This is a genomic window from Ruegeria sp. BHSB056, assembly GCF_059613305.1.
In genome coordinates this window covers 1-20,266 of record NZ_JBXWSG010000027.1, presented here as the reverse complement: position 1 = coordinate 20,266, position 20,266 = coordinate 1, and the positions used below count along the sequence as shown (strand labels likewise).

General features: G+C 56.9%; 17 protein-coding genes and 1 tRNA gene. 6 read left to right on the top strand and 12 right to left on the bottom strand.

What is annotated here, in order from left to right; all coding sequences use genetic code 11:
* Positions 1 to 2 precede the first annotated feature (2 nt).
* A complete protein-coding gene (hemE, locus tag AC2FND_RS09150; protein WP_496769290.1) occupies positions 3 to 1,037 on the bottom strand; it encodes a uroporphyrinogen decarboxylase in 1,035 nt (344 codons plus the stop codon).
* 106 nt (positions 1,038 to 1,143) lie between these two features.
* On the opposite strand from hemE, the gene hemC reads away from it, so the two are divergent.
* On the top strand, positions 1,144 to 2,109 hold the full coding sequence (gene hemC, locus AC2FND_RS09145; RefSeq protein ID WP_496769288.1) for a hydroxymethylbilane synthase: 966 nt from the start codon (positions 1,144 to 1,146) through the stop codon (positions 2,107 to 2,109).
* A 223-nt stretch (positions 2,110 to 2,332) separates the two neighbouring features.
* Here hemC and AC2FND_RS09140 read toward each other — a convergent pair whose 3' ends face one another.
* The 6 genes from AC2FND_RS09140 to AC2FND_RS09115 are packed head-to-tail and all read right to left on the bottom strand — an operon-like array spanning position 2,333 to position 9,919.
* A complete protein-coding gene (locus tag AC2FND_RS09140) occupies positions 2,333 to 3,604 on the bottom strand; it encodes an aspartate aminotransferase family protein (protein WP_496769286.1) in 1,272 nt (423 codons plus the stop codon).
* A 1-nt stretch (position 3,605) separates the two neighbouring features.
* Complete coding sequence (locus AC2FND_RS09135) at positions 3,606 to 4,709, bottom strand: mandelate racemase/muconate lactonizing enzyme family protein (protein WP_480482976.1); 1,104 nt, start codon at positions 4,707 to 4,709, stop codon at positions 3,606 to 3,608.
* The gene (locus AC2FND_RS09130; RefSeq protein WP_496769284.1) at positions 4,706 to 5,812 is read right to left on the bottom strand and encodes a mandelate racemase/muconate lactonizing enzyme family protein; all 1,107 of its coding nucleotides are present in this window, start codon (positions 5,810 to 5,812) and stop codon (positions 4,706 to 4,708) included. The genes AC2FND_RS09135 and AC2FND_RS09130 overlap by 4 nt, the downstream gene beginning before the upstream one ends.
* Positions 5,809 to 6,387: a dimethylsulfonioproprionate lyase family protein gene (locus tag AC2FND_RS09125; protein ID WP_496769282.1), complete on the bottom strand. Its 579-nt coding sequence runs from the start codon at positions 6,385 to 6,387 to the stop codon at positions 5,809 to 5,811. Before AC2FND_RS09125 ends, AC2FND_RS09130 begins: the two co-directional genes overlap by 4 nt.
* The gene (locus tag AC2FND_RS09120) at positions 6,384 to 7,466 is read right to left on the bottom strand and encodes an alcohol dehydrogenase family protein (RefSeq protein ID WP_496769280.1); all 1,083 of its coding nucleotides are present in this window, start codon (positions 7,464 to 7,466) and stop codon (positions 6,384 to 6,386) included. Before AC2FND_RS09120 ends, AC2FND_RS09125 begins: the two co-directional genes overlap by 4 nt.
* Positions 7,466 to 9,919: an FAD-dependent oxidoreductase gene (locus AC2FND_RS09115; protein ID WP_496769279.1), complete on the bottom strand. Its 2,454-nt coding sequence runs from the start codon at positions 9,917 to 9,919 to the stop codon at positions 7,466 to 7,468. Before AC2FND_RS09115 ends, AC2FND_RS09120 begins: the two co-directional genes overlap by 1 nt.
* Positions 9,920 to 9,987: 68 nt before the next feature.
* On the opposite strand from AC2FND_RS09115, the gene AC2FND_RS09110 reads away from it, so the two are divergent.
* The 3 genes from AC2FND_RS09110 to AC2FND_RS09100 all read left to right on the top strand — a co-directional run bounded on the left by AC2FND_RS09110 (position 9,988) and on the right by AC2FND_RS09100 (position 12,579).
* Positions 9,988 to 10,875 (top strand): MurR/RpiR family transcriptional regulator, encoded by an 888-nt coding sequence (locus AC2FND_RS09110; RefSeq protein WP_496769277.1) that lies wholly within the window; start codon positions 9,988 to 9,990, stop codon positions 10,873 to 10,875.
* Positions 10,872 to 11,960: an aromatic ring-hydroxylating oxygenase subunit alpha gene (locus tag AC2FND_RS09105; protein ID WP_496769276.1), complete on the top strand. Its 1,089-nt coding sequence runs from the start codon at positions 10,872 to 10,874 to the stop codon at positions 11,958 to 11,960. The genes AC2FND_RS09110 and AC2FND_RS09105 overlap by 4 nt, the downstream gene beginning before the upstream one ends.
* 235 nt (positions 11,961 to 12,195) lie before the next feature.
* Positions 12,196 to 12,579 carry a carboxymuconolactone decarboxylase family protein gene (locus tag AC2FND_RS09100; protein WP_496769274.1) on the top strand — a complete coding sequence of 128 codons (384 nt, stop codon included), beginning with the start codon at positions 12,196 to 12,198 and terminating at the stop codon, positions 12,577 to 12,579.
* Positions 12,580 to 12,585: 6 nt separating this feature from the next.
* On the opposite strand, the gene AC2FND_RS09095 is transcribed toward AC2FND_RS09100, so the two are convergent.
* Both AC2FND_RS09095 and AC2FND_RS09090 read right to left on the bottom strand, forming a co-directional pair.
* Positions 12,586 to 14,205 carry a hypothetical protein gene (locus AC2FND_RS09095; protein WP_496769272.1) on the bottom strand — a complete coding sequence of 540 codons (1,620 nt, stop codon included), beginning with the start codon at positions 14,203 to 14,205 and terminating at the stop codon, positions 12,586 to 12,588.
* A gap of 32 nt (positions 14,206 to 14,237) precedes the next feature.
* Positions 14,238 to 14,549: a hypothetical protein gene (locus AC2FND_RS09090; protein ID WP_480919767.1), complete on the bottom strand. Its 312-nt coding sequence runs from the start codon at positions 14,547 to 14,549 to the stop codon at positions 14,238 to 14,240.
* A gap of 68 nt (positions 14,550 to 14,617) precedes the next feature.
* Between AC2FND_RS09090 and AC2FND_RS09085 the strand changes: the two genes are divergently transcribed.
* Positions 14,618 to 15,559 (top strand): YcaO-like family protein, encoded by a 942-nt coding sequence (locus AC2FND_RS09085; protein WP_496769270.1) that lies wholly within the window; start codon positions 14,618 to 14,620, stop codon positions 15,557 to 15,559.
* 8 nt (positions 15,560 to 15,567) lie between these two features.
* On the opposite strand, the gene AC2FND_RS09080 is transcribed toward AC2FND_RS09085, so the two are convergent.
* Complete coding sequence (locus AC2FND_RS09080) at positions 15,568 to 16,695, bottom strand: DUF8225 domain-containing protein (protein ID WP_496769268.1); 1,128 nt, start codon at positions 16,693 to 16,695, stop codon at positions 15,568 to 15,570.
* 265 nt (positions 16,696 to 16,960) lie between these two features.
* Positions 16,961 to 18,943, bottom strand: a complete 1,983-nt coding sequence (locus AC2FND_RS09075; RefSeq protein WP_496769266.1) for a phosphatase PAP2 family protein — start codon at positions 18,941 to 18,943, stop codon at positions 16,961 to 16,963.
* A gap of 432 nt (positions 18,944 to 19,375) precedes the next feature.
* On the opposite strand from AC2FND_RS09075, the gene AC2FND_RS09070 reads away from it, so the two are divergent.
* Positions 19,376 to 19,465, top strand: a tRNA-Ser gene (locus AC2FND_RS09070).
* Positions 19,466 to 19,621: 156 nt separating this feature from the next.
* On the opposite strand, the gene AC2FND_RS09065 is transcribed toward AC2FND_RS09070, so the two are convergent.
* On the bottom strand, positions 19,622 to 20,254 hold the full coding sequence (locus AC2FND_RS09065; protein WP_496769264.1) for an outer membrane protein: 633 nt from the start codon (positions 20,252 to 20,254) through the stop codon (positions 19,622 to 19,624).
* Positions 20,255 to 20,266: the final 12 nt, after the last annotated feature.

Here is a 20,266-nt window from a genome sequence, read left to right as displayed (position 1 = left end):
GCTTACTGCCCGCGCACCGTATCGATCATCAACTGAACATTCTCAGGATCGGCATCCGGCGTGATCCCATGTCCCAGGTTGAAGATGTGCGGCCCGTTCGAGAAAGCCTCGACAATCCGCCGCGTCTCTTCCACCAGAGCCTGCCCACCGGTCACCATATGCGACGAGGCCAGGTTTCCCTGCACACAACCATCAACCTGTACATGTCTGGCAGCCCAATCAGGCGACACCGAGTTGTCCAGTGCGACGCAATCCACGCCCGTCGTCTTGGCAAACCCGACATACCCCTCCCCCGCCTCGCGCGGGAAACCGATCACCGGGATGCCGGGGTGACGCTCCTTGATGGACTGCGTAATCACACGGCATGGTTCCACAGCGTATTTGCGAAACGCCTCACCTTTCAGGGAACCCGCCCAGCTGTCGAAAATCTTGACCACCTCAGCCCCGGCCTCGATCTGAGCCGACAGATACTCGATTGTTGCGGCCGTGATGCGATCCAGCAGCGCCTCGAATAAAACAGTATCGCTTTCTCGCAGAGCGTGAGCTGGTCCCTGATCGGGTGTTCCACGCCCGGCGATCATGTAGGTCGCGACCGTCCATGGCGCGCCGGCGAACCCGATCAGCGTGGTCTCAGACGGCAATTCTCGCGACAGGATCCGGACCGTTTCATAAACGGGCGACAAAGTCTCATGAATTGCGTCAACCGGTTTCAGCGCATCAAACTCTGCTTGCCGCGTGATGGTCGACAAACGTGGGCCTTCGCCGGTAACAAACCATAAATCCGCACCCAGCGCCTGCGGCACCAGCAGGATATCGGCAAACAAGATCGCAGCATCAAACCCATAGCGCCGGATTGGCTGCAATGTGACTTCGGCGGCCAGTTCCGGGTTATAGCATAATGACAGAAAGTCCCCGGCCTGGGCACGGGTAGCCCGGTATTCCGGCAGATACCGGCCCGCCTGGCGCATCATCCAGATTGGCGGCACATCCTGTATTTCGCCCGCCAGCGCCCGCAGCAGTTTCTTTGTCTCGGCCATTTTCGCCCCCAGTCTTCCGGTTTTCGCAACGGGTCGTCCTTCGGCGGCAATTTGTCAAGCTCAGCCCCCATTGTCAGGGCAATGTGACGCGACTAAAGCTGTGCACATGACTTTGACCCTGCCCACCCCCGCATCGCCCCTCAGAATCGGCACCCGTGGTTCACCGCTGGCATTGGCTCAGGCCTATGAAACCCGCCAGCGCCTGAGCGATGCGTTTGATCTACCCGAAGCGGCCTTTGAAATCGTCGTGATCAAGACAACTGGCGACAATCGCGCTATGATCGATGCAGATCGTCCCCTGAAGGAAATCGGCAACAAGGGCCTGTTCACCAAGGAAATCGAAGAGGCGATGTTGCGCGCCGAAATCGATATCGCCGTGCATTCAACGAAAGACATGCCTGTTGAGCAGCCCGAAGGGCTGGTTCTGGACACATTCCTTCCGCGCGAGGATGTGCGTGACGCTTTCATCTCGCCGCGCCTTAACTCGATCCACGATCTGCCTGAAGGGGCCGTCGTGGGCACCTCGTCTTTGCGGCGCCGGGCACAGCTGCTGAACCGGCGGCCGGACCTGAAAGTGGTTGAGTTTCGCGGGAACGTGCAGACGCGGCTGAAAAAGCTGGAAGCCGGGGTTGCGGATTGCACTTTTCTGGCCATGGCTGGCATTCGCCGTCTGGGCATGGACGAGATTCCAGCCAGCGCCATTTCTCCGGATGACATGCTGCCCGCGATTGCACAGGGTACCATTGGCATCGAACGGCGCAGCAACGATATGCGCGCGGCTGAAATGCTTGAAGCGATTCATCACACGGAAACAGGATGGCGGCTGGCCGCTGAACGCGTCTTGCTGGCCGCGCTGGACGGATCTTGCGAAACTCCGATCGCTGGTCTGGCAGAACTGGACGGAGACAACTTAAGGCTGCGCGGCGAAGTCCTGCGCCCAGATGGATCGGAAACCGTGAACAGAGATGTGACCGGTTCCATCAAAGACGGGCCAGAAATGGCCCGCGCGATGGCGGCAGACCTGTTGGAACAGGCAGGTCCGGGTTTTTTCGATTGGAAAAATTCAAATTAATTTAAGGCAGTGTGAACTTGATCACTGTGACCGCCGAGATTCTCGGGCATTAAAGTGACATACCGATGAGGAAGTCGGGTCAGTCTCGAAAGTATCGAAAAGTTTTCAGATTGCCGGTGATTTAATCAGTATTCGAGGGGGCGAGGCTGACCCCCGACTTCCAAAGGTAGCGGGTCGCTGTTGAACTCAACAGCGACCCGTTTACGTTGTATACATCCAACCTTCAGGAAATCGCATCAACGGCGTGACGGACGGCGATGCGTGTCTGTTCCAAATCCGCATCGGTGATCGCCAGCGACGGATAAAGCTTGCCCGGAGACTTAAAAATTCCATGAGCGCGCAGCACCGCATTATAAGTGGCGTTACGCTGTGGATCATCATGGTTTGCACTTCGATAATCGCGGCACTCGGCGTTGGTGAAATAGACGTCAAACAAAGTCTCGTCACCGCATATCCGATGCGCGATACCCGCTTCATTCAAGGCGTCCGTCTGAATCTGCTGCAAGTGTTTTCCAATTGCGCGCAAACGCTCGTACGCGCCATCACGCCGCAGAATCTCCATCGTCTTAAGCCCTGCGACCGAGGCGACCGGATTCCCTGATAGGGTCCCCAACTGCATCAGCCAACCTTCTTCCCCGACCTTCGATTTATCGAAATGCTTCATGATCTCGACGCTGGCACCGAGCGCAGCCAGAGGGAAGCCACCGCCTGTGATCTTACCCAGAGTGCAGATATCCGGTGTGACCCCGTATCGTTCCTGCGCCCCGCCATAAGCCAGCCGGAATCCGGTGACGATCTCATCAAAGATCAGCAACACACCATGTTGATCACACAAGCCTCGAAGGCCTTGCAAATATCCCGGCATTGGCGGAATGATCCGTTGCAAAGGCTCGACCATAATCGCGGCAACGTCGTCATTTTCCTCCAGCAAAGCAGCGACGGCTTCCAGATCGTTAAAGGGCGCGATCAGCATCTGCTCGGCCACGCTGTCGGGGATACCGGCGCTGTCGGGAACAGCCTGTGGGAAATTGACCCTGCGGCTTGGGGCAAGGCTCATCTGCGCCTCGGCGCTCATACCGTGGTAACCGCCTTCAAACTTCAAAATCTTGCTGCGCCCGGTATAAGCCCGCGCCAGGCGAATCGCATACATGTCGGCTTCGCCGCCTGACGCGACAAAGCGCACCTGCTCGCAGCAGGGAACGGCGTCGATGATGGCCTCGGCCAATTCGATGCCCTTGCTGTTGTTTGCAAAAAACGTCATCCCTTTTGGCAACTGTTCCAATACGGCTTCCATCACCTCGGGGTGGCCATGGCCCAGCAGCATCGGACCCGACCCTATCAGGTAATCGACATATTCGTTGCCGTCCTCGTCCCAGACACGGCTGCCTTCACCACGGGCGATGATGATGCCCGGATCGAAGTTGCCGAAACCGCCAGCTGGCAGAACCTCTTTTGCGCGTGCTATCCACTCGGACTGTGTCTGGATCTTCAGCATCTCAATCAATCTCCAAAATCGGGGTGCCAAGAATTTCGAGGTCAGGGGTCACACCTAATCCCGGACCTTCGGGCGGAGCAATCCGGCCGTTTTCACGGTTTGGTGCATCAGGACACAGACGCGGGGCCACGTACGACGACAAGTCACACGTGTTCATCAGGGAGCTCTTCGGCGTCGACGCCGCAAAGTGGAGTGAAGCCGCGGTAATAATATCAGACCCCCATGTGCATTCCGCGCAAATCTCGGCGCCCAGATGCACGGTCAGGTCCCGCGCACGACGCATTGCCGACAATCCGCCGAATTTTGAAAGTTTAAGCGCCACCGCATCCATGCACCCGAGGTCATGCGCACGCATCAGCGAGGCAAGATCAAAGGCACTCTCGTCGATTTTCATCGGAAGACCGGTAGCCTGACGGACAGCGGCACAGTCCTCCAGCGTTTTGCAGGGCTGTTCCAACATCACGTCCAGATGTGCCACCGCACGCCCGGTACGGGTCGCCTGCAATCGCGATGCTCCACAATTCCAGTCACCGTAAACCAATGGCCCGGTTCCCACGGCTTCGCGCACTTTGATCAACCGTTCGGCATCCGCCTGCCAATCGCCCTCGACGCCCAGCTTAACCTGAAACTGGCGGATACCAGTTTGAAAAGCGGATTTAGCAATGCGCGCCATCTCGTCCGGCGCAATGCAAGTGATTGAATGATAGAGCGGCATATCCGCCTGCGCTCGCCCACCCAACACCGCATAAACCGGCATCCCTGCCGCCTGACCGAACAGGTCCCAAAGCGCGATATCGACGATCGATTTCGCGTATTGATGCCCTTGCAGAAATCCGTCCAGCTTGCGCATGGGGGCGTCTGCACCAAATGGGGTAATCCCGAGGATTTCAGGCGCCATCTCAGCAATGGCACCCGGCACCCCATCCGCATAGGCCGGCAAGTAATGCGGGATCGGGCAAACCTCACCCCACCCCCTGTGACCGGTGTCCGTTTCAAGGCTCAGGACATGGGATTTCACAGTGGCGCAGGTCTTACCTTCAGCCATGTGGTACGTTTCATGACTTGTCAGATCGACAGACCAGAGCGTTATCTTGTTGATTTTCAAGCGTATACTCCCACTGGATCACCTAATGTGTTTTCATCCGGATGAACGCCAAGCCCAGGTTCTTCTGGCAGGTGCAAATGGCCATCAACATTCCGGGGCCCACGCCCCCCGGCAATATCGACCGTGATCATGTCCTGACAGGCCCATACGGCAAGGCAGTTGTCATCCGGGATGGTCGCGGCCAGATGCAATGCTTCGGTATCGGCCAGAACCGTACCGCCTGTGGCCATTACAAACATGTCTATCCCATGGGCCAGCGCGATATCCCGCATGCGTGCAGCCTTGGTCAGCCCGCCGGCGCGGTTCAACTTGATTCCGAAAATCTGAGCCAGACCATCGCGGGCGATACGGGCCGCATCCTGCAAAGTCACAAGGCTTTCGTCCACGGAAACGGGTGACGGGTGAAGCCCCGAGATTGCAGCAATGTCTTCCAGCGTCTCACAAGGTTGTTCGAACATGACATTCAGGTCCGCGCAGGTGCTCATCACACGCAACGCTTGCTGACGCGTCCAGCCACGATTGACATCGTAAAGAACGATCTCGCCGGGTCGCCGAATACTCTCGACATCGCGAACACGCGCGATGTCCCGTTCAACGTCACCACCAATCTTCACGGAATGTGCGATGTAGCCCCGCTGGCGGTAACGCTCTAGGACCGCGCGCGTTTCGTCTACAGTTTTCGCCCCGACCGAGGACGCAATCGGGCGCGGTGTCCGCGATCCACCCCCCATCAGATCGGCAATCGGCACGCCCGCCACCTGACCCGCGATATCCCAGCAGGCCATATCAATAGGGCTTTTGGTATAAAGGTGCCCGGGCAAGGCAAGATCCATAGCCCGTTCCACATCCAGAACCCGCCGCGGATCAAGGCCCAGAATGAACGGCGCCATCGTTTCAATCCCGGCGCGGATACCCGGACCATGCGCCGGCACATAGGTATGGCCCCATGGGGTCCCTTCACCCCAGCCAACAAACCCCGCATCGGTTTCGATTTTCACGAGTGTCGCGTCAAGCGTTTCGAATTTCAGTCGCCCACCAGACAACCAATATGGATGCTCCAGCGGGAGATCGATGTGATATACTGTGATAGCCTTGATCTTCATGCGATATCCATCCGGGGCAGATCACACATGCCTTCACCGCGCCACAGAACATAAGTCAGGATCGGCTGATCTGTGGTAACCATGGCATGACTTTGCCAACTTGCGTGCAAGCGCGTTTGATTGGCACCAACATATGTTTCGTCCCCATCGACCTTGAACAACGCACCTCCGCCAAGAACGTGGTAGAGTTCTTCGGCCTGATGGCTGTGCCAATCGTAATTCAGGCCAGCCCCCCAAAACGCGATGTAGCCACGCAGCAGGGTCGAGTGAAAATGTCCGGTTAGACCGAACAGCTCATAATAGCCGTATCGGTTCAGGAAATCCGCACCAACTTCATTTTCGGTGTAGGTGTGTTTCCAATGTGCCAGATGCGCAGTCGCTTTGACCGCCGCGATCAAGTCACGGGTTGGCGTGTCTTCAACAAGATCGAAGGCTGCCACCAGCCTCGTTGCGGGAATGGGTGCGGCATCCAACCCCGTCGGGGTCAGATCACCCGGCCAAGGCGCGAACGCAGCAAGGCCCGGATGCGCATGGTGCATTTGCCGGGCAGCTTCGAGAACATCGTCAAGCGTCATGGCATCACCACGATGTTGCCGGTGTGCTCTTTCGCGATGAACGCGGCTTGTGCTTCTCGGAGATCCTCCAGCGCGTATGTCGCGGCAAGCGCTGGCTTGATCTCACCGGCCTCGATGTATGTTACGAGGTTCTTCATGACCTGAGGGTCAATGACGGTCGAACCGGTGAAGGTCAGGTCGCGCAGGTAGAATGTGCGCAGATCAAGTTCGACGATCGGGCCTGCAATTGCGCCCGAACAGGTATAACGGCCACCCCGCTCCAATATGTCGATCAGGTTCGGCCAGTATGGCCCGCCTACGACATCAGCAACCACACTGATCTTTTCCGCGCCCAGCGCCTTGCGCAGGTTCGCAGGTGCGCGTGGCAGAATGACATCGGGGTCAAGTCTGGCCACGTCCGCGTGTTTGGATTCGGATGCCATCGCGATCACCCGTGTGCCGCGCCGTTTGGCCAGTTGCACAAGCGCGCCGCCCACACCGCCCGAAGCACCTGGAACCAAAACCGTATCCTCGCCGGTCACATTGGCACGGGTCAACATGCCTTCGGCGGTGGAGTAAGAGCAGGAAAAAGTTGCCAATTCAGCATCCGTCAGGTCCGAGGTGATTGCCACAGCATTCACCGCCAGAGTTGTCGCGTATTCGGCAAAACCGCCATCCCGTTCCGAGCCGAAATAGCCAGTCTTGTCCATATTGTATGGTTCCACCGGATCGCGCAGCCAGCCATCCGTGATGACACGCTCGCCGATACGCCCGCGATCAACACCGTCGCCGACGGCAACGATATATCCGCAGATATCGGCCCCTTGAATTCGCGGGAAGGTGATCGGATTACCGCCCCAGGTGGGATCATCTTCACCAACCTGTTCAAACGCGCCACCGGTTGTCGCGGCCGTGACCGTCTTGGAGTACCAACCCGACCGCGTATTGACGTCTGTATTGTTCAGCCCACATGCCACAACCTTGATCAGCACTTCGCCCTCCGCAGGTTCAGGGCGCGGCCAGTTATCGTGCCGAACTATCTGCTCTAACCCTCCATGGCCCATCGTGACCATGGCTTTCATTGTGGCGGGCAGGCTCATCAGGCGGTCTCCACTACTGCGTCTGTGCGGGGCAGCAGGCTGTCTGGATCGTAGGCGGGCTTGTCCAGTACTCGGGCCGGACGCGGCTTGCCGTGAATCACGACCTCCAATTCGGTTCCCACTTTTGCTGCTTGGGGTTTGATGTATGCAAAGGCCAATATCTTACCGACCGTGTGGCCGAATGCGACCGAAGCCGTCGAGCCTATGACACGCCCGTCCAGCATCACCGCCTCGCCTCCATGGCCGTCAATTTCGCCATCCGGCTCGATTTGCAGATAGGCACATATCCATGGCAAATCGGTGTTCAACGTCTTGTCCTTGCCCAGGTAATCCTTGTCCGTACGGGCAAAGCGCAGCACGCCAGCCTCGGCCAGAGTGACCTCGTTGGTCAGCTCACCTGCCCCTCTGAAGCCCTTCTCCATCCGCATCACGTTCATGGCAAAGCTGCCATAGTCCGCAATGCCATACGCTTCGCCCGCAGCCCATAGCGCATTGTAGACATCAAGGCAGGCAGCGTTAGGCATATGCAGTTCCCAACCCAGTTCGCCCGCATAAGACATGCGAAACGCCCAGAGTTTATGACCGACAATCGTGACCTCTTGCGCTGACAGCCAGCGGAACCCGGCATTGCTCAGATCGGTATCCGTACAGCGCGCCAGAACTTCGCGTGATCTGGGACCGTTCAGCGACAAGGCCGACCAATCGGAAGACAGCGCGGTGATTTGCACAACTTCACCCTTGCGCTGATGTGCCAGGTGATCAAGCAAGCGCTGTTCGAAGAACGCCGCACAGACCAGATAGAAGCGGTCTTCGGCGATGCGGACAATCGTAGTCTCCAACTCAATCCGGCCACGACCGTTCAACATATGGGTCAGCGTGATCGAGCCAACTTTTTGTGGCATCCTGTTAGCAGTCAACCGATCAAGTAGGGTATAGGCATCCGGCCCCGATACTTCGACTTTGGTGAAGGCGGTGACATCCATGATGCCGACACGTTCGCGCACTGCCTTGACCTCGGCCGCGACCATGTCGTCGACAGGAGTGCGGCGGAAGGAATAGTGATCGCGCTGTTCCACGCCGTCCCGGGCGAACCAGCGGGGGCGTTCGAAGCCATAGACCTCTTCATGTACCGCGCCCTTGGATTTCAGCAACTCGTACAGTGGCGACGGCTTGATCGGACGCCCTGCAAGCCGATTGAAGTGTGGAAACGGGATTTCGTGCCGCAAGCAGTAATCTTCTTCCGCCTTGATCACTTGCCAGTCTTTGGTGGCATAGCTGCCAAAGCGGCGCGGATCGAAATCCCGCATCGAGATATCGGCAGCCCCATGCACCATCCAGCGCGCCAGTTCTCGGGTCAGACCCGGGCCCCAGCCGATCCCGATCTGCGTCCCGCAACAGCACCAGTAATTCCGCACACCCGGCGCAGGACCGATCAGGGGGTTGCCGTCAGGCGGGTGCGAAATCGCCCCATGCACATCGCGCTGAATGCCCAGCTCGGCAAAGATCGGCATCCGGTTCAGGCTTTCCTCAAGCCATGGCATTACCCGGTCATAATCCGCGTCGAACAACCAGTTCTCATACTCCCAAGGGCAATGATCATGCCAGACCGAGTTCGGATTCGCTTTCTCGTATATTCCGATCAGGCCACGCTGCTGCTCCATCCGGATATAACCCGAGACTTTGCGGTCATCGCGGATCACCGGCAGTTCTTTGTCCAGATTCTGGAATTCCGGCACCGGCTCGGTCACGAAATAATGGTGCGTCATTGACGTCATCGGCAGTTGCAGCCCGGACCATTCGCCCATCTGGCGCGCGTAGGTGCCGCCCGCGTTCACCACATGCTCGCAGATGATGGCTCCCCGTTCGGTCTCAACAATCCATTCACCGTTTGCGCCCTGCGTGATGTTCGTCGCCCGGCAGCTGCGGAAAATGCGCACGCCCTTCTGGCGTGCCCCGGCGGCCATCGCCATGGTCACGTTGGTCGGGTCCACATGGCCGTCATCGGGCGTGTGCAGCGCGCCCAGAACACCCTCGAGGTTATAAAACGGATGCAGTTCAGCCACCTTCTCGGGGCCGACAAGCTCGATATTGAAGCCCAGCGACCGACCAACCGACAAAGTGTGGCGCAGCCAGTCCATCTCATCCTCGGTATAAGCAAGGCGGAACGAGCCACAGCCATGCCACGTGACAGGCTGACCTGTCTCGGCCTCCAGCAGGCCGGAATACAAGCCGATGTTGTAATCGACGCATTTGCCCAGACCAAAGCTTGAGGTTGAATGCGTAATCTGCCCCGCCGCATGCCATGTACTGCCACTGGTCAGCTCGGCCTTTTCCAGCAGAACAGTCTCTTCGCCCCAGCCTTCATGGGCCAGATGGTAGGCCAGACCAACGCCCATGACGCCGCCTCCGACGATGACCACGCGTGCGTGTGACGGCAGTTCATTCCCGGACATGATTTTTCCTCTTCCCGAGTCGCTTTTCTGCTCGACAGGCTAATTCCACATTTGTACCATCGTCAATCATGAATGACACAAATGTATCATCAACTGTTCTGGACCGCCTGACCGAAGAGTGGGACGCCCTGACCCCTGAGGCGCAGAAAGCCGCGCGGTACGTTCTGGAAAACCCTGCGGATGTAGGGGTTTCAACCGTGCGCGAAATCGCCGAGGCGGCAAAGGTCAAGCCCAACACATTTGTGCGCATGGCACGGCAAGTGGGGTTTGAAGGGTACGAAGATTTTCGCGAACCCTTTCGCGACGCGATCCGAAAAGGGCGCGTGTCGTTTCCAGACCGCGCCAGATGGCTTCAGGACATCGGCAAATCCGGTGAATTGGGCGGGCTGTATGCCGATATGATCGGTGCCGCGATCCGGAATATCGAGGAAACATTTGCAGGGATCGACGCAAACCGCCTGAAATCTGCTGCCGAAGTCATCTGGAATTCTCGCCAGATTTTCACACTCGGCGTAGGCGTCAACAACTCCAACGCGCGCAACTTTACTTATCTGGCTTCGACCGGGATGAAGCAGTTTCATGCAATCCCCCGCCCCGGTTCAACCCCGGTAGACGATCTGGCCTGGGCCGATGAGCAGGACGTGCTGATTGCGATCACCTGTCATCCCTACCGAACGGAAGTGATCGAGGCGGTCAAACTGGCACGTCAGCAGGGCCTGACTGTCATAGGTATCTCGGACAGTCCGGCCAGCCCTGTGATCCGGAACGCCCATCACGGGTTTGTCGTCGCAGCAGATACCCCGCAGTTTTTCCCGTCATCCGTTTCGACCATCGCGCTGCTGGAAACGCTGCTGTCTTTCGTGATCGCGGTATCCAGCGACGAGATCGTCGAACGAGTCGAACGTTTCCATCGTCGTCGCCATCAGCTTGGCATCTATGCGGAGGAACCCGAATGAACGTACCGCTGACCCACTCACTGGACGCGCGCTACTATACCGACCCTGCAATTTTCGAGAAGGAGATGCAGGGGCTTTTGGCCCGAACATGGCAATTCGCAGGCCATGTCGCGCAGGTTCGGGAAACAGGGGATTACTTTGCTTTTGAGATCGCCGGGCAAAACCTGTTCTGCATTCGCGGGCGCGAAGGCGAAATTCGCACTTTCTATAACGTCTGCCAGCACCGTGCGCATGAAATGGTCTCGGGCGCAGGAAACACCCGCGTCGTCGTCTGCCCTTACCACGCGTGGACCTACGAGTTGTCCGGCCAGCTGCGAGCAGGTCCAAATATCAAATCCGTCCCCGGATTTGACCGCAGTGCAATCTGCCTGACGGCGGTCCGGACCGAAATCTTCAATGGGTTCATCTTCGTCAATCTCGACGACAACGCAGCCCCGATGGATGACTGGTATCCCGGAGTGCGGCAGGAAATCCGTGCATTTGTCCCGCATGTCGACGAGCTTGAGCCGCTGGAATGGGTCGAGATCCCCGAACACTGCAACTGGAAGGTCAGCGTCGAGAATTACTCGGAGTGTTATCACTGTCCGACCAACCACCCGACATTCGCTGAAGGTGTCGTCAAGCCCGAAACCTACGACATCCAACCCGATGCAGGCGGCGGTTTCGTGCTGCGCCACACGACCGAATGTCAGAGTCTCGACAAGATGACCTACCCTATCGACCTGTCAGTGCCTCATGCGGGCGATTACCAGTCTTGGTTCCTGTGGCCGATGTTTTCGTTCCAGTGCTATCCGGGCAATGTGCTGAACACATATCACTGGCGCGCAAGTGACACGGATCACTGCACCGTCTGGCGCGGTTGGTACACCGAAGGTGGTTCGGAAAGCGCGGTGATCAGGCAATTGGCCGTTCAGGACAGGGAAACAACGGTCGAAGAAGACATCCGGCTTGTGGAATCCGTGCATCGCGGCCTCAGATCCCGTGGTTACCGCCCCGGCCCGCTGGTGCTGGATCCGGGCTGCGGTGTGATGTCCGAACACTCAATCGCCAAGTTGCAACAATGGATGCGCGAGGCCGTGGAATGAAACCCACCCCAGGCAGACACAACCTGTTTGCCCTGCCCTTGAGCGGGTAGATCAACCACGCGGATCCCCAAGGAATGGCACCCTTGCGAAATCGACCGGTTCTTGCCCAAAGCACTTGGGTATATCGACATAGTGGACATGCCGGACCGGGTATACAGGTACACCACCGGATGAAATCACACTACGATCCCGCATACAAACACCGCCTGACACGCTGTAAAATCGGAGACCCGCAATGGCCGACTTATTTGACGAAGACCTATTCCTGAAAGGGTTGGAACAACGAAAGAATACACTGGGCGCAGAGTATGTGGAAAAGAACCTTGCAGCAGCAGATGATTTCACGCGTCCGTTTCAGGAAGCCATGACCGCCTGGTGCTGGGGTTTTGGCTGGGGGGATGATGTGATCGACGCAAAAACGCGATCGATGATGAACCTGTCCATGATCGGCGCTTTGGGAAAGATGCATGAATGGGAAATACACTGCCGTGGTGCCATCACCAACGGAGTGACCAAAGAAGAAATACGCGCCATCATCCACGTGGTCGGGATTTATTGCGGTGTTCCGCAGGCGTTGGAGTGTTTCCGCGTCGCCCGTCAAGTGCTGGAAGACAAATAGCCACCATCACAGACCTGCTTCGGCCAACAACCGTGCGCCTTCTTCATAGTATTTTCTGTTTTTGAAACAGCCAGGCCAGGCCCAGCGTTTGGCCGTAAAACCCGGTTGCAATTCCAGGATGCGACGGGCGTGCCGGCGTGCCAGTGACTGGTTGCCAGCGGCGGCAGACAACATGCATAACACGACCCGTGCGCGCACGCTGCCGGGGTCCACTCGTAAGACATTATGCGCGTGCTGCCATGCTGCCTTGTCTTCGGAGAGGGCAAGGGTCATGGACAAGTTGGCCTCGATCCAGATGGGCGGGTGCGGTGTTAACGCAAGGGCCTGCCGATACGTGGCTATTCCGTCCTCAAGCCGGTCATCATACATCAACAAAACACCATAGTAGCCCAGCAATTCGGGGCTGCTGTGGAACCGCTCAAGAACTTTGCGCATCAGCTGACAAGCTTCGGCAGTATGGCCAGCAACGTTGTGGGTAAACGCTTCGAGCGCAGCGCAATAGGGATCCGTAGGGTGTTTTTCACGCATGATGGCGCAGTCGGCCTCGACCAGTGCCAACATTTGCTCCGGTGAATCTTCCATGCCCAACCGGATCAGGTCCAGACGGCAGAATCCGACAGCGATCCGCGCAGGCAGATAGTCCGGATCGCGCTGCAAACAGACCTCATACTGGCGAATGGCACGAAACAGGCCGTCCTTGGTCGTAAGGCTCTCCTGAATGCGACCATTCTGAAATGCGGTCCAAACTTCGGTGGATGTGGCGCGTGCTGACCAGATATCGGACCAGTGACCATCCCGCAGCCGCAATTGAAGCGCTTCGACAACTTTCATTGCGATTTCTTCAACGGCGTCAAACGTATCCTTTTCCCGAAACCGGAAACGTTCGGTCCACAGGCACACCTGATCCACGGTTGATGTTAATTGTGCCGCCACCCGCAGCCCTTCGGCCGCTACCACGCTGCCGCTTAGCATATAACCGTCGACAGGCCCTTCTTGCCTGCGCGCATCGCGCAATTCGATGACATCCGACAGGGTGCCCAACAGGAAAAGCAGCTCATCCCGTATCGACGCCGCTGCCACGTCGATGTTGTTATCGTCACCGATTACTTCAAACGACTCGACTACAATTGCCGGTCTTTGGCGCCCCCAATGGGGTGGAAAGCGCGCGCCGACCGGAACGGGTGCATTTTCGTCAAAACCAACATCCCAATACGCTTGCCGTTCAACGGCTAACCAGTCTTCAAACTCCGGATCTGCAACATCCAACCCTTCCAGAAGCTCGGCGCGATCGGGTTGAAGCGGTTCATCAAACAAATCGATTTCAAGCGCTTTCAGGTCGATGGAGACATTCTCGCGCCCGATGTCCAGAAACTCCAGCTTGAACCCGGCCAGATGCTTGGTCAGGACACTAAGTTCCTTGCGCAACGAAGCTGCACCCTGCGCGGGTGAGCTTTTGCTCCAAAGTTTGTCTTGCAGCCAAGCCCTGCTGCGAACAGCATTCTTAGACAACAACACCAAGGCGAGAAGCGCTTTCGCCTTGGTGCCGCGTGGTGTTGCATCCTGACCGTCGTCGCAAATCACCTGAAACGGACCGGTCAGGAATATCTTGGTTTTTGCCTTGCTCAAATAAACTCCTCAGGCAAGTTCAGATACTGCAATCAGGAACCACAGCCATAAACAACAATGCCACCCATCGCTTCATAGGCCAGCTTACAGCACCAAGACTCGTGATCGGGATTTGGGTCTGGCTCTTTATCGCTCAGATCGGGGATGACGATATGAACCTTACCCTTGGAATCATAAACAAACTCCACCGCAGGATTGCCGACATCAGCAAGGATTTCATGAATCTTTCGCTCAGCCGCGTCGCGATCCTCTTGTGACCCCAGCGCGTTGCTCCGGGCGGCGTTCAGAACTTCACAGCCAAGATCCTTAAGTGTGTATTTCGGATTAATAATCAAACGAGCCATATTAAAAGTCCTTTCTTAACAACCACAACCATTTGTATAACCCGTTACATACCTATCCGGAAACAAAAATGACCGACGCGCTGATTGAACTGGCCGAAAACGCAGGGCTTATTTCCGGACCTTCTTTTGCTGAATTTCCTAAAAGTGCTCCGATCCATACCGCTTTTCGCATGATCAATTTGCGAAACGGAACAGTGCCACCCGCTGGCGCAATGAAACATCGCGTGTCCTTTGGCACAGCGCGTAACCGGAACGAAGCCGCCCGGCTTTCGGGTTTCGAAGCGATCGAACGTTATGCGCTGCAATACAGCGCGGATTCGCCCGAAACCCGCGAAAGCCTGATTTCATCGGATGGTGCCACGCATGTTCTGCCAAATGATACCCTTGCTCTGGGTGCTCTGGGCAGCGGCGGGCAGATCACGTCGAAGGGGGCCGCAGCGGGACCAACGCATGAAGCCGCTGCGCTGTGGGCCGCGCTTGAATGTCTGGAACACGCGCTTGAACCACACGGGTTCGACCAGGTGTTGCCCGAAACAGCGCTGCCGCGCGATCTGACCCGCTGGCTGAACACCTACCTGCGTCATCTGAGCGTTCACGTTCGCATGGTTTCGGGCGTCGGCCTGCTGCTGCGTGCGGTCTGCGCCGATGCGGATGGCGGGCGACCAACTTACGGAACGGCTTTTTCCGCCGATCTGGCGACAGGTGTCTGGCACGCGGCATGCGAAGCGGTTGTCTCCTGGCGCAATATGGTGACGCTTGACCACACCGGCGTGACAGATGACACGATGAATGAGGAACAGGCGCGTTTGTTCCGACTGTATCGCGGCGCGCGAACCGATCGCCCGGCAACTCCGGCATCCTCTTTCGATGTGGATGCCTGGCAAAGCCCCGACCCGACGCTGATGACCGCATTGACAGCAACGGCCAACGCGGCCGGTCGTCCGATTGCCATATTCGATATGACCGCACCGGAAATACCTTTGCCCGTTGTCAAAGCCGTGCCGGTTTGAAACGTCTGTCAGTGACTGAATTGGCAAGTTGGCGCCACGTTGCCAAAAACCTCAGTTTCGGTCCGGTCCGCAAATTCAGAAATCTGTTTGCATCGTTGGGTTTCCGGCAGTCCACAAACGATATCGCTTGGATCAACTGGCGGCACCTCAACAAATTCGACCCTTGTGATCGCGCGTGGTTTGGCCGCTACAGTTATCAAGGGGCCAACCTCGATCAGGCTGGCAAGCGCATAACCCGACTCAGGCCGTGCGATTGACCCTGTTCCCAAGGTGATATCGTCCAGAAACCGCGGATCATCGTCACCCGGCCCAAACTCAAGGCGCATTGGCATCCCGGCTTCACCGCGCGGGTAACGCACCCAATCTGCCGGCACATTCGCCGCATCCACGAACAGTTCGGACATGTGAAACGCCCGAATACAAAGCCCCAGAGGATTCGCGAACGCCATTGCGCGCCCTGTCGGTGTCGCCGTGCCCCTGGAGAAGGCCAGATCAAGGGCTTCACCCGCCAACCCAGATCCCGCATGGCGACAATACAGATCCAGTCGGTCGGCAAAATGTAACACCTCATCAAGTCGCGCGGGCCTTCTGTTTTCACCATGGCCGACAACATAGGGGAATGAGGAAAGATGCATTATGGCGATCAGGTCGCTCAGGCTGTTCGTCTCTCTGATCATGAACAGAGCATGTTCGATATTCAACGGATGCTCTGGTGGATGGGCAAAATCTGTTCCCACCAGTCTTTTGTGAAAACGAGCGATGCGTTGAGGCACGTCCAATGCGCACCAGTCTGCTCGCGAAACCCCGAACAACTCTTCGCAGGAATATGAACATTTGGATACGGTTTCGACGACCGAAAGGAAGTGATCCAGATCAAACACTGCCATGGTTCTCCACCACTCCATCAGTTCGGTCGTGGCGACAAAGCGCTTCGGCCGCATTTTACCTTCGGAATCGGGCCGTAAAATCAGCGCATATTCCAGAAATTCATTGTGCAGCTCAGCCCTGCTTGCCCAACCCTGATCCGAAAGGCTGGCGGCCAACTCCTCGCCCAGACAATCCCGAGGCTCGCGCGGGTTGGCAGACCATTTAAACCCCGTCGATATCTGACCATCGACGATGTCGTCTGGGTCCATGACCAGGAACGGGCTCACTCCATTGCTATTGAAGATTCCTTCAATTCTCGAGTTCCAGTCCGACAGGGCAGCTTCACTCACGCCCCTATCGGCGCAACCTGGCGATTGAAAAACGGCCATCGAGGAACACCGATCTGTATCTGAAACGCAGGGCTGATCCGCCATCAATATTTGCCACGGCAGCTCCAGCCTGGTTCGAGAGATCATCATCGTTGACGAGCACGGAAGCATCATGAAAAATCTTCCTCCGAAAAAATCTGAAACCTCATCCGCCCCAACCTGCCTGCTCTGGCAGATGGCGGGTCCACCACAACTCAGGCGAACTATTGGCTACGTGGATTTCACTGCCAGAAGACCGATTTCCCGAGATGCTGAGATGATCGCCGTCAAAGGTCTCCAGCGACACTTTCGATGACGCCGGTGATTTTGCCATATGCTCTGCAAGTATTCCGACCGCGATACGCTCACCCATCCGGATACTGTCAAAATAATCGCTGTAGAAATGAACCCCTGCCAGATTGCGCCCAAGTGCAATATTCGCAGCCAACTTGTTCAGCTCGCCATTTAGCGTCAGGCAGTCTGCACTGTCTTCCGGTCGGGTCGAGTCGATCAGGGTCTTACCCCCCGCAGCTGGCACAAGGACCCGAGGCAGACCAGCCGCAGCCAAAGACACCCGTGATCCATCCAAAGCCTGCGTTCTGAAGAAAGCTTTGAGCACTGTGACGCATGCCCCGGCAACGGCACCATGAGCCGCCCCATAAGAAGGGTGCATTGGCGAGCCTTCGGGGTAGGCAACCGGCAGCAGCAAGTTACGGTCATTTCGCGGCAAGCCTTTATGGGACATGGCGTTATGCGCAAACCGCTTCACCGAAGGCGAGGCGGCGATTGCATCCAAAAGGCTGAAACCTTCGCTTGTCGCAGCTTCGAGTTTTCCCAGATGGGCCGCGGCGAAAGGCTCGGCCGCGCCAAGTGCCGTGCCGTAACCGTTCGCCATCAAACTCGTGATACTGCCCAGCTTTTCCGGTCGGGCACGATTATGCACCTGAAAGGTCTGTCGTTTTACGGCCCGCAGGGCACGCGCTCCGGTTTCCGTAAGCAGGGACAAAACATGCGCACCGCCCCAAGCAGAGCCTGGATCACGCACACCAGCAAATCCATCATCAGGCAGACCTTCGTCTGTCGGCGTGCCCTGTCCTAGCATCAGCAGGCAAGCATTGAAAAAAGCCTGATAAATTCTGTCAAAATGCACGTAAGAGGCAAGGTCGCGCGGTGTCTCAATGAATTTCGATCCATCGCTCTCAAAGGCTTGTTCGGCCGTTGTGTCCGCCCCATTCTGAACGTCCAACCACTCAGCCCAATCCCGCAAGTAATCCACTCCCGCTGCCTGCGGCAGGATCTTCTGGTCGATCCTCAAAGCGCCGAAGGGAACCGCCCCGGCGGCCATTGCCTGAGTCAGCTTTTGCTTTTGTCGGCGCGCCTGTTCTGCTGTCAGTGGGTCGTGGCCTTGTACCAGGAACTGCGACAGATATGGCCCCTGCGCACAGCCCTGCGAGCAACCACGAAACAGGGTTTGAGGGGTCAGGCCGCCACCATCCCGAACCCGCCGCGCCGATGAAACCTTTCCAATCTCTGCGCGATCAGCGTCCCGAGGGCTGCCATCGCGCCGGAACCATTCCATCTGACCAAGGGCACTTACCACGTTGACCACATCACCGGCACCATCTCTGATGGCTTCAAATGACTCATCCCGCAGATAGGCCATCGCGTAGATCTCGGCCATCTCCGCCGCCAGTTCATCCGAGCCAAGCCGGGGCGCAGGGGCAATTCCCAAACCCCCTGCGTCACATCCGTTGAGACCAAGCCGATGGCCCAGGATTGGCCCTTCCCACGCACGCCACCTAAATTCACCACCCTCTGATGGCGCGGTGCGGAAGGGCCCGGAATAGGCTGGCGTGTCGAACAACGCCAACCGATTGCCAAGATTGTCGGTGCAGGTCGGATCCGCCACTTCTTCCAGAAATTCGGCATAGACCTGCGCGTCGACAACTCCGTTTCCGTCATGACACAAACCCTTCGAGAAATTCGTGGGCCATGTTCCTTCAAAAAGGTCCGATTCACCGTTGTGATCCTTGAAAACCTCCTGAGAGGAACGCGTCAACATACTCAAATGGCGTCGACCCCGACCTACCTTTTGATTGGCTTCATCAGGGTTCTGCCCTGGTTCAGACGGAACGGTATGTTGCGACATGATTTTCTCCTCATCGACAACAGAACGAATCGCATCACGGCGTTACCAGATCGTGACTTCAAAAAAGGGAATGTGTTTTCTACGCTTTTTCAATAAGTTGTCAGATTCTCGCTGGCGTGCGGAAGGCAATCACGCAAAAAATCGTGGCCCGGTTTCACGTTGCAAAGCCGACCGAACACTTGAGCGCGGCTGTAGACTTGCCACGTTCAGATTCTCGCACATAAGGCCAGATGCCACAGGTGAGGCCCGCGATTCTAAGGATATTGCGAATTGCATCGGGCCTGAAGAAAGTGAACCCGCTCTTACCAATAGTGGATGCAAACCGGCGCGATTCCGTTCTATTTCAAAGAGTTCGGATGGATCTGTAAAAAAATCCAAACACTGCGGAATTGACCTTGTATTTCCGTTGCTTGCACGGATATACCCGTCGGCGGAGACGTGGCCGAGTGGTCGAAGGCGCTCCCCTGCTAAGGGAGTAGGCGGGAAACCGTCTCGAGGGTTCGAATCCCTTCGTCTCCGCCACCCACCAAAGTCAATAAATAATTGTATAAAAACAACTGCTTACAAGACATCAAGTTGTGCGTTCCGGTCTGGCGGGCAACAACGCCCCTTGTTAACAACAGCGCTCAACCGCTTTTATTTAATTGACTAGTACCGGGGTTGCGCCTGACGTTATCTTCAGAACCTGTAAGTTGCGCCCAGCAGCGGACCTGATTGGTCAAACTTGAAATCATTGCCGTTGATCTCATGATCGAAGGAAACATAGCGGTACCCGCCCCGGATCAGCCATCTGTCATTGATTTCATAATCTGCGGTCAGCAGAACTTGCCAGGTTTCGCTACCACTCCGAAATCCGCCGTAATCCACAAATCCGGTCCCTGACCATTTGTCAGAAATCCGAACGCGTGCACGGGCAGCGACGATTGGATCAGTCCAGTTATCATCGGTCGTCACACTTCGTCCGGCGGCAACTCCCGGTTGCAATCGGAACGTGGTTTCCGTGCTGAACCACCTGAACCCGCCTGCTAAGGCCACGCTGATCGCAGGTGTCTCATAAACCTGGTATCCGACATAGCCGCTGAGAAATTGTGTTGTGGCGGAGGTATCCAAACTCGAAAACGCCGGGCCGGGAGTTGAGTTACTGAACGCCAAATCGGTGTAGTTGTAATCCGCAAGCAACAACCAGCGCCCGTTAGACGCGGAAATACTGCCCATAAACGCAAAATCCAGGTTTTCGAGAGCGTCTGAAAAACTCAACGTGCCGTCGATTGTTCCACTTGGTGTTGCAAGAGAAATATCCGTTTCGGCCATGAACAGATAAGC

Coding starts and splice junctions, on each gene's coding strand:
- AC2FND_RS09120 (WP_496769280.1), bottom strand. CDS start 7,466: ATGAGCCTGCCCGCCACAATGAAAGCCATGGTCACGATGGGCCATGGA.
- AC2FND_RS09140 (WP_496769286.1), bottom strand. CDS start 3,604: ATGCTGAAGATCCAGACACAGTCCGAGTGGATAGCACGCGCAAAAGAG.
- AC2FND_RS09085 (WP_496769270.1), top strand. CDS start 14,618: ATGACCGACGCGCTGATTGAACTGGCCGAAAACGCAGGGCTTATTTCC.
- AC2FND_RS09105 (WP_496769276.1), top strand. CDS start 10,872: ATGAACGTACCGCTGACCCACTCACTGGACGCGCGCTACTATACCGAC.
- hemC (WP_496769288.1), top strand. CDS start 1,144: ATGACTTTGACCCTGCCCACCCCCGCATCGCCCCTCAGAATCGGCACC.
- AC2FND_RS09065 (WP_496769264.1), bottom strand. CDS start 20,254: ATGGCCGAAACGGATATTTCTCTTGCAACACCAAGTGGAACAATCGAC.
- AC2FND_RS09130 (WP_496769284.1), bottom strand. CDS start 5,812: ATGAAGATCAAGGCTATCACAGTATATCACATCGATCTCCCGCTGGAG.
- AC2FND_RS09090 (WP_480919767.1), bottom strand. CDS start 14,549: ATGGCTCGTTTGATTATTAATCCGAAATACACACTTAAGGATCTTGGC.
- AC2FND_RS09125 (WP_496769282.1), bottom strand. CDS start 6,387: ATGACGCTTGACGATGTTCTCGAAGCTGCCCGGCAAATGCACCATGCG.
- AC2FND_RS09110 (WP_496769277.1), top strand. CDS start 9,988: ATGAATGACACAAATGTATCATCAACTGTTCTGGACCGCCTGACCGAA.
- AC2FND_RS09075 (WP_496769266.1), bottom strand. CDS start 18,943: ATGTCGCAACATACCGTTCCGTCTGAACCAGGGCAGAACCCTGATGAA.
- hemE (WP_496769290.1), bottom strand. CDS start 1,037: ATGGCCGAGACAAAGAAACTGCTGCGGGCGCTGGCGGGCGAAATACAG.
- AC2FND_RS09100 (WP_496769274.1), top strand. CDS start 12,196: ATGGCCGACTTATTTGACGAAGACCTATTCCTGAAAGGGTTGGAACAA.
- AC2FND_RS09080 (WP_496769268.1), bottom strand. CDS start 16,695: ATGGACCCAGACGACATCGTCGATGGTCAGATATCGACGGGGTTTAAA.
- AC2FND_RS09115 (WP_496769279.1), bottom strand. CDS start 9,919: ATGTCCGGGAATGAACTGCCGTCACACGCACGCGTGGTCATCGTCGGA.